The organism is Acidovorax sp. GW101-3H11 (genome assembly GCF_001633105.1).
Lineage (GTDB): Bacteria > Pseudomonadota > Gammaproteobacteria > Burkholderiales > Burkholderiaceae_C > Acidovorax.
This window is the reverse complement of the sequence record NZ_LUKZ01000035.1, coordinates 1-7,917: the sequence shown is the minus strand read 5'-3', so window position 1 is coordinate 7,917 and position 7,917 is coordinate 1. Positions and strand designations below refer to the sequence as shown.

Sequence of the window (7,917 nt, the reverse complement as noted above, 5' to 3'; positions counted from 1 at the left end):
GGCACCACCGACCACTTCATCGCCATGGCGTTCCTGATCGCTGGAAAGCTCACTCACCTGCCGGGCAGTCCTTTGCAAAAAGCAAGGGCCTGACCATGGCTATGGTGGGGAATGTGGCTTTCCACCCGAAACGGAAGAGAGCCAAAAAAACCTTTGAATTTGGAGCCTGTAGCGCAATGTAACGCTGCACCCCCAAGCTGCGCCTGGCGCCGTACGATGGCCGCTGCTTCTCGCACGCTCGCTTGCTCGTCCTTTCTGCTTGTCACTTCTTGCCACCCAGGAGAAACCAGCCCATGCCCACCTTCACGCCCTCCCCCGCTGCAGCCACCCGCACCTTGGCGCCACGGCGCCACCTGGTGGCCTGCGCCGCACTCGCAGCCCTGCTGGCGGGCTGCGCCAGCAGCCCCTCCCAGTTCGCCTACACCGTGCCCGCCCAGCCCGAAGGCTCGTCGGGCTACACCGAAAAGCCCGGCTGGGCGACCGAGAAATTCGCCGTGGCCGCCGCCAACCCGCTGGCGACCGACGCGGGCTACCAGATCCTCAAGGCCGGCGGCTCGGCGGTCGATGCGGCCATTGCGGTGCAGATGGTGCTCACGCTGGTCGAGCCGCAGTCGAGCGGCATCGGTGGCGGCGCCTTCCTGCTGCACAGCAACGGCAAGGCGGTGGAGGCCTATGACGGCCGCGAGACCGCCCCCGCCGCCGCCGATGAAAAGCTGTTCCTCGGCGCCGACGGCAAGCCCGTGCAGTTCTACGACGGCGTGGTCGGCGGCCGCTCGGTCGGTGTGCCCGGCACCGTGCGCATGCTGGAGCTGGCGCACAAGCAGCACGGCAAGCTGCCCTGGGCCACGCTGTTCCAGCCCGCCATCACGCTGGCCGAAGGCGGCTTCAAGGTCAGCGCGCGGCTCCACACCCTGGTCAAGGCCGACGCCCACCTCAAGAAAGACCCGGTGGCCGCCGCCTACTTCTACAAACCCGACGGCGACGCCCGCGACGTGGGCTTCAACCTGCGCAACCCCGAGCTGGCCGCAGTGCTGCGCCGCATCGCCGCCGAGGGCAGCAAGGCCCTGCACGAAGGCGAGATCGCCCAGGCCATCGTGGACAAGGTGCAAAAACACCCCACCAACCCCGGCAAGCTCAGCCTGGCCGACCTGGCCAGCTACCAGCCCAAAAAGCGCGAAGCCCTGTGCCACGACTACCAGGTGCAGGCCAAGGACTACCGCATCTGCGGCTTCCCGCCACCCAGCTCGGGCGCCATCGCCATCGGGCAGATCCTGGGCATCCTCAAGAACACCGATGCCGCCGCCAAGCCCCTGCAAGACGGCATCCCATCGGCCGACTGGCTGCACCTGTACACCGAAGCCGCCCGCCTCGCCTTTGCCGACCGCGCGCTGTACGTGGCCGACCCCGACTTTGTGCAGCCCCCAGGCGGCAGCTGGAGCAGATTGCTCGCGCCCGCCTACCTGGCCGAGCGCGCCAAGCTCATCGGCCCCCAGAGCATGAAGATCGCCCAGCCAGGCAACCCCGCCGTCATCCGCATCAACCACGGAGCCATGCCCGACCAACCCGAATACGGCACCAGCCACATCAGCATCGTCGATGCCTTCGGCAACGCCGTGGCCATGACCACCACCATCGAAGACCAGTTCGGCGCGCGGCAAATGGTCAAAGGCTTCTTGCTGAACAACGAACTCACCGACTTCAGCTTCGCCCCCGCCGACGCCCAAGGCCAGCCGATAGCCAACCGCGTCCAACCCGGCAAACGCCCCCGCTCGTCCATGGCCCCCACCCTCGTGTTCGACAAGGCCACCGGCGAGCTGCTGATGAGCGGCGGCAGCCCCGGCGGCGCAGCCATCATCCACTACACCGCCAAGACGCTCTACGGCGTGCTCAACTGGGGCCTGATGCCCCAGCAGGCCATCAACCTGCCCAACTTCGGCTCCATGAACGGCCCCACACTGCTGGAAGAAAAACGCTTCCCGCCCGCCACCGTCGAGGCCCTGCGCGCCCGGGGCGCCGAAGTGCGCGAGATGAACATGACGAGTGGGTTGCAAGCCATCACGCGCGGGCAGGCGCATGGGAAGAAGCTGTGGATGGGGGGGGCGGACCCGAGGCGGGAGGGAGTGGTGATGGGGGATTGAATGGACTGGGAGACCCGGCCTGCGCTCTGCCTAAAATTTTCATGTGCAGAGCGGGCTCTTCGTTCAGCCAAGTGAACTTATCGTGGCTGGAGATGGGGTTCAGCGGCTAACACAGGCGATCCGGCGGCCTGATTATTCGGATGGTGGATTTGAACGCCGGAGCCAAAGATACTTGCTCCTCAGAACGGTGACGTACAAGAGCGCAAGCCATGGTTTTGCATTCGGCCCGCATTCGAGAATTTGTGTCTCTCCGGTGGCCACATCAATTTCCAACGCAGGGGACTGGCACCAGTCAATCTGCATTTGAACAACGTGCTTGCCTTCGCTAACCGCAATTCCAATCTCTTCTCCATTTGCAACCTGCGCGACCTCCAGGCCATCAAGGACGACACGGTAGTTGCGCCCTATGTCCTGCCATGCCGTCTTTGCTCTGCGAAGTATCAAAGTAGTCATGCGAGTCGCTCGGAATGTTCGATTTGGGCGGTCCGCAATGGCTCGCCTGGCTTGACCGAAGCGCACGACTTCGCAGCGCCGTTATGAGTCCGTTCGACACAGACGCTAGGTTGCATATCGTGCAACCGGTCCGCATAACCAACCGCCCACCACTGCACAAAGGGGGCCGCAACACACAGAGATACGAGGGCACCAGCGAGAGCACGACCAATGAGGGCCCCAACCGCAGCTGACCTTGCCGCCAAGAACTCCACAGACCTCTCCCCCAGACTGAAGAGCACAAACATCAACGATATGAACCCGAAGCTGGCAAGTATTACGACTACATAGTGCCATTCGCCATGCAAGGCTTTTGACGCCTGTGAGAGACCCGACACTTGGCTGATAGCTTGAAAAAAGTTAATGCTCAGCCAAATGCTCGCCGCCCTGAGCAGGCGATTGTGGGGTATTACGTCCGGATGATCTGATGGTGATTTCATACGCATTGATTGAGTATGGTGGGCTATTCTCTTTCAGGTTTCAGTCGATTTGATCGCGTTTCGGAAAGGTCCGATGACTGAAAACAGCGGCACTATTGAGTGAATCGACCCCAGTATGGGGGCCACATGGTCAAGCACTGCAACGCTCGTACATCGGCCCATCAGCTATCAATAGACAAGCCCTCACGCCCACCTCACCAGCACCCTCGGCAACCCCACCACCAGCATCGCCACCCCCGACAGCGTCAACATCCCCAGCACAATTTGCCGGAACCGCGCCTCGCTGATGCCATGGTAGAGCTTGGCGCCCAGCAGGGTGGGCACCAGCATGGCGGGCACGACGATGGCCAGCAGGGGCAGGGCCTCGCGGGTGACCAGGCCGGTGGCGAGGTAGGTGGCGAAGGTCACCAGCAGCATGGCCAGGTTGAAGTTCTGGATGATGGCGCGCTGCACATCCTTGTCGAGCCCGCGCAGGGTGCACCACAGGGTGGGCAGCACGCCGGTAAAGCCGCCCAGGCCGCCCATCACGCCGCCCGCCAAGCCCACCACCGCATCGGCCACGCGGCCGCCCCGGGTGATGCGGGGGAGTTGTTTGGCCATGAGCATGGCGGGGCACCACAGCACCAGCAGGGTGCCCAGCACGAGCTTGAAGGCGTCCATGTCCAGGCGGGGCAGCACGGCCACGCCGAGGGGGATGCCTGCCAGGCCACCCAGCACGAAGGGCAGCAGGCGCACGCGGTCAAAGCCCCGGCGCACGGTGGCGGCGGCCACCAGCTGGCCGGTGAGTGCGCCACACACCGTGAGCACCGCCGCCAGGCGGGGCTCCAGGCTCCAGGCCCAGAACGACATGGCGACCATGCCAAAACCAAAGCCCGACAGGCCTTGCACAAAGCCTGCGGCGACGGCGCCGACCGCCACGATCAACAAAACGGAATCCATGCCTCTCCCTCTGCGTTGGTTGCACGCTGTGCTGGCAGCGCCCTGGTGCCATTGTGTGCGCTAGGGATCCTCTGCACGAATCTCGCTGGCCAAGTGAGCGCAGCGGATCGGGAGGGGCTGCAAGGCGCAAAACGCAGCAATAGCCGTAGCTATTGCGAGTATTTGCAACGCGGCAGACCGCCCGAGGCCGCTGATGCGCACGGCGCGCTGATTCGTGCAGAGGGTCCCTAGCAGTGAGGCCCCTGCAACGGGCTGCAAGGTTCAATACAACGTGGCCTGCTGGCGCGCAGGCAGGTCGCGGTCGTAGGTGGCGCCGTCGAACTGGCCCTGCGTGATGGCCGCGAGGATGGCGCCCGGTGTGGGTACGGGGCGCGGGGTGCCGGGGGGCACGGCGCTCCACAGGCGCGAGCGCTGGATGGCGCGGGCGCACTGGAAGAAGACGGTTTCCACATCGACCACGATCACGCACTTGGGCGGCTGGCCATTGACCACAAAGCGCGCAAGCAGATCGGGTGCCACGCTGATGCGTGCGCGGCCGTTGACGCGCAGGGTTTCGCCCACGCCTGGGATGAGGAACAGCAGCGCCACGCGTGGGTCGGCCAGGATGTTGCGCAGGCTGTCGGCGCGGTTGTTGCCGCGCCGCTCGGGCAGCAGCAGGGTTTTGTCGTCCAGCAGCTGCACAAAACCGGGCGGGTCGCCGCGCGGCGATGCGTCGAGCCCACCGGGGCCAGCGGTGGCCAGCACGGCAAAGGGTGCGGCTTCGATCATGGCGCGGTAGGCGGGATGGATGTAGGCCACCTCTTTGCTGAGCGATGCGTCGCTGGGGTGGCCGAGCAGCGCCTCCAGGCGCTGCAGCGTGTCGATGGCGTGCGGGTCGGTCGGTGCGGGGGCCTCGGTCATGGCGGTGGCGTCTTTCTGCATGAAACATGAAAAAGGGGGGAAGGTGGACCCGAAAACACATCATGCGCTGCGTTCTCGGCAGCCCGATGTTGCGGGCGCGGGCCGCCACTGACAAACGACATTGCGGCGCAGCATGCGTGACAAAATCGCACGCATGCCGACCGCTACGCCCGCACACGCACCGCAGCACGCGTCACCGCGCCTGCCCCCGCTGCATGCCGTGCGTGCCTTTGTGTCGGCCGCGCGGCACCTGAGCTTTACCCGTGCGGCGGCCGAGCTGCATGTGACGCACAGCGCCATCAGCCGCCAGGTGCGTGCGCTGGAGGACCACCTGGGCGTGGCGCTGTTCGAGCGGCGGGTGCGGCAGGTGCTGCTCACGGCGCAGGGCCAGCAGTTTTTTGTGCAGGTGGAGCCCGCCCTGGCGCAGATTGGCGCTGCCGCCCAGGCCCTGGCCGCACCGGCGGCTGCGCACACCGTGACCATCAATGTGCGCCCCTCGTTTGCGGTGCGCTGGCTTATCCCCCGCCTGCCGGGTTTTGTGGCGCAGTGCCCGGGCATTGCGCCCAATGTGGTCACCAGCACCGTGGCGCCCGAGCAGGCGAGCGAGCCGTTTGATGTGGCGATACGCCGGGGGCTGGCGGGCTGGCCGCCGTCGGTGGCGCCCCAGCCCTTTTTGCACGACCAGGCCCTGGTGGTCGGCACGCCCGCGCTGTGGGCCACCCACCCGGTGCTGGCGCCGCGCGACCTGGCGGCGCATGTGCTGCTGTGGTCGCGCTCGCGCAGCGGCGACTGGGAGCAATGGAAAAAGCAGGCCGGTGTGCCCCGGCTGCAGCCGGCCAGCCAGCTGCAGTTTGATCACCTGCACTTTGTGGTGCAGGCGGCGTTGGACGGGCTGGGTTGTGCGCTGGTGCCCGCCACGCTGGTGGCCCACGACCTGGCAGCGGGCCGCCTGGTGTGCCCACTGCCCGACCTGGCCCTGCCGCTTGCGCGCCACTACTACGGCCTGGCGCCCCATGCGTCGCCGCAGGCGCAGCGCTTTGCCGATTGGCTGGAGCAGCAATTGCAGGCTGCGGCCGCTTGACCCACAAGCCCAGCCGCCACCGGCGTCAGCGCGCCGGGCGCAGCTTGACGCCGGGGAAATCCACCGGCACGGCCAGCGCCACATTCACATAGTTGGTGAACAGGTTGAGGGCCACGTGGGCCACGACTTCGACGATGTGCTCGTCGCTCAGGCCCTGGTCGCGCAGTGCCTGCACGTCGGCGGCATCCACCTGGCCGCGCTGGTTGACGAGCTGCAGCGCAAAACGCAGCACGGCCGCCGTGTGCGGGTCGGCAGATTCGCCCGACTGCGCGGCGGCCAGCGCGTCGCCGCTCACGCCCGCCTTGCGGCCCAGCGCGGTGTGGGCGGCCAGGCAGTAGTCGCAGGCATTGCGGTTGGCCACGGCCACGGCGATCTGCTCGCCCAGGGCCGCGTCTACCACGCCGCCGCCCAGCGCGCCAAAGGCGGCCCACATGCTTTGCAGCGCAGCGGGCGAGTTGGCCACGGCGCGGAACATGTTGGGCGTGGTGCCAAAGGCGCCGTGGATCTGGTCCAGCAGCGCACGCGCCGGACCGCTGGCGGCGGTGCGGTCTACCAAAGCAACGCGGGCGGTGGAGGAATGGTCGGACATGGTGATTTCCTTGCAGGTGGTGAAACGTTGGAGATCCGGCACTAGGGCGCCGGGTACTGCGGATGCACAGCACCCCTTCAGTGTCTTGCGCCAAGTCGTACCATTGGGCACATAAAATCCATCATTCATACCAATTCATCCAAAACCATGCCTTCCAACGGTCCACAGCCCACACCAAGCCCCGCGCCGCTCGATCGCCTGTCGCCGCTGCTGGAGCGGTTTCGGGTGCGGGCGCACCTGTTCCACCACGGGCCGCTGTGTGGCGTGACGCACTTTGCGGCGGCGCCGGGCCGGGGCTTTTTGCATGTGCTGCGCCGGGGCGAGATGGTGGTCACGCACCAGCCCCAGGCGGGCTCGCCCGAGCGGCTGGAGGTGAGCGAGCCCAGCCTGCTGTTCTATGCGCGGCCGCTGGAGCACTTCTTCCACAACGCACCCACCGAGGGCTCGGACTTCACCTGCGCCGCGCTGGACTTTGACGGCGGTGCCAGCCACCCGCTGGCCCGCGCCCTGCCCCCGCTGGTGGTACTGCCGCTGGGTGCAGTGGACGGACTGCAGCAGTCGCTGGACCTGCTGTTTGCCGAAACCGACCGCCTGCGCTGCGGCCACCGCGTGCTGGCCGACCGTTTGTTTGAGGTGGTGCTGCTGCAGTTGCTGCGCTGGCTGCTGGACCACCCGCAGCAGGCGCAGATGCCGCCGGGCCTGCTGACCGGCCTGGCCGACCCGCACCTGTCGCGCACCCTCACGGCCCTGCACGAGGCGCCCGGCCAGGCCTGGAGCCTGGAGCAGATGGCACAGCAGGCAGGCCTGTCGCGCAGCGCGTTTGCGGCCCGCTTCAAGGCCGTGGTGGGCGAGACCCCGGCCGACTACCTGGTGCACTGGCGGCTGACGCTGGCGCAGGCACATTTGCGCAGTGGCCGGTCGTTGAAGTCGATTGCCAACGAGCTGGGCTATGCCAACCCGTCGGCGCTGTCACGGGTGTTTGCGCAGAAGCTGGGGGTGTCGGTGCGGGCCTGGCTGGATGCTGTGAATGCGGAATCTTGAGGCGCTTGGCTGGCGGGGGATCTTTGGCGCGGCGCCTGGCAAACAACCTGCCCCAAACTCCCTCTCCCCTCGCGGGAGAGGGTCGGGGAGAGGGGGCGAACAAGCGCTGCGCCCGCAAAACACCCCTCTCCCCCGCCCTCTCCCACAAGGGGAGAGGGAGCAACAGCCCGGCGCGCTGGGGGGCGCTGGGGACGTTGGGGGCGCTGGGGACCTTGGGGGCGCTGGGGACGTTGGGGGCGCTGGGGACGTTGGGGGCGCTGGGGACGTTGGGGACGTTGGGGACGTTGGGGACGTTGG

Annotated in this window: 7 protein-coding genes; 3 read left to right on the top strand and 4 right to left on the bottom strand. The window is 66.9% G+C overall.

Features of this window, described 5'->3' with window-relative positions; translation table 11 throughout:
- The first annotated feature begins 293 nt into the window (after nt 1-293).
- Nucleotides 294-2,138 carry a gamma-glutamyltransferase family protein gene (locus A1D30_RS23305; protein ID WP_199866040.1) on the top strand — a complete coding sequence of 615 codons (1,845 nt, stop codon included), beginning with the start codon at nt 294-296 and terminating at the stop codon, nt 2,136-2,138.
- A 132-nt stretch (nt 2,139-2,270) separates the two neighbouring features.
- Here A1D30_RS23305 and A1D30_RS25730 read toward each other — a convergent pair whose 3' ends face one another.
- The 3 genes from A1D30_RS25730 to A1D30_RS23295 all read right to left on the bottom strand — a co-directional run bounded on the left by A1D30_RS25730 (nt 2,271) and on the right by A1D30_RS23295 (nt 4,930).
- The gene (locus A1D30_RS25730) at nt 2,271-2,591 is read right to left on the bottom strand and encodes a hypothetical protein (RefSeq protein WP_131798529.1); all 321 of its coding nucleotides are present in this window, start codon (nt 2,589-2,591) and stop codon (nt 2,271-2,273) included.
- A gap of 662 nt (nt 2,592-3,253) precedes the next feature.
- Nucleotides 3,254-4,009, bottom strand: coding sequence for a sulfite exporter TauE/SafE family protein (locus A1D30_RS23300; protein ID WP_063463115.1), 756 nt, complete (start codon nt 4,007-4,009; stop codon nt 3,254-3,256).
- A gap of 261 nt (nt 4,010-4,270) precedes the next feature.
- Complete coding sequence (locus tag A1D30_RS23295; protein ID WP_242422017.1) at nt 4,271-4,930, bottom strand: pyridoxamine 5'-phosphate oxidase family protein; 660 nt, start codon at nt 4,928-4,930, stop codon at nt 4,271-4,273.
- Nucleotides 4,931-5,063: 133 nt separating this feature from the next.
- Here A1D30_RS23295 and A1D30_RS23290 point away from each other — a divergent pair, with 133 nt between their 5' ends.
- On the top strand, nt 5,064-5,990 hold the full coding sequence (locus A1D30_RS23290; RefSeq protein WP_063463205.1) for a LysR substrate-binding domain-containing protein: 927 nt from the start codon (nt 5,064-5,066) through the stop codon (nt 5,988-5,990).
- A gap of 25 nt (nt 5,991-6,015) precedes the next feature.
- Here the strand turns inward: A1D30_RS23290 and A1D30_RS23285 are convergent, their stop codons facing one another.
- Nucleotides 6,016-6,579, bottom strand: a complete 564-nt coding sequence (locus A1D30_RS23285) for a peroxidase-related enzyme (RefSeq protein WP_063463204.1) — start codon at nt 6,577-6,579, stop codon at nt 6,016-6,018.
- Nucleotides 6,580-6,726: 147 nt separating this feature from the next.
- Between A1D30_RS23285 and A1D30_RS23280 the strand changes: the two genes are divergently transcribed.
- Nucleotides 6,727-7,620 carry an AraC family transcriptional regulator gene (locus A1D30_RS23280; protein ID WP_063463114.1) on the top strand — a complete coding sequence of 298 codons (894 nt, stop codon included), beginning with the start codon at nt 6,727-6,729 and terminating at the stop codon, nt 7,618-7,620.
- Nucleotides 7,621-7,917 lie beyond the last annotated feature (297 nt).

Excerpts from the sequence above, each read along its gene's own strand:
- A1D30_RS23295 (WP_242422017.1), bottom strand. The coding sequence starts at position 4,930 with ATGCAGAAAGACGCCACCGCCATGACCGAGGCCCCCGCACCGACCGAC.
- A1D30_RS23300 (WP_063463115.1), bottom strand. The coding sequence starts at position 4,009 with ATGGATTCCGTTTTGTTGATCGTGGCGGTCGGCGCCGTCGCCGCAGGC.
- A1D30_RS23285 (WP_063463204.1), bottom strand. The coding sequence starts at position 6,579 with ATGTCCGACCATTCCTCCACCGCCCGCGTTGCTTTGGTAGACCGCACC.
- A1D30_RS23280 (WP_063463114.1), top strand. The coding sequence starts at position 6,727 with ATGCCTTCCAACGGTCCACAGCCCACACCAAGCCCCGCGCCGCTCGAT.
- A1D30_RS23305 (WP_199866040.1), top strand. The coding sequence starts at position 294 with ATGCCCACCTTCACGCCCTCCCCCGCTGCAGCCACCCGCACCTTGGCG.
- A1D30_RS25730 (WP_131798529.1), bottom strand. The coding sequence starts at position 2,591 with ATGACTACTTTGATACTTCGCAGAGCAAAGACGGCATGGCAGGACATA.
- A1D30_RS23290 (WP_063463205.1), top strand. The coding sequence starts at position 5,064 with ATGCCGACCGCTACGCCCGCACACGCACCGCAGCACGCGTCACCGCGC.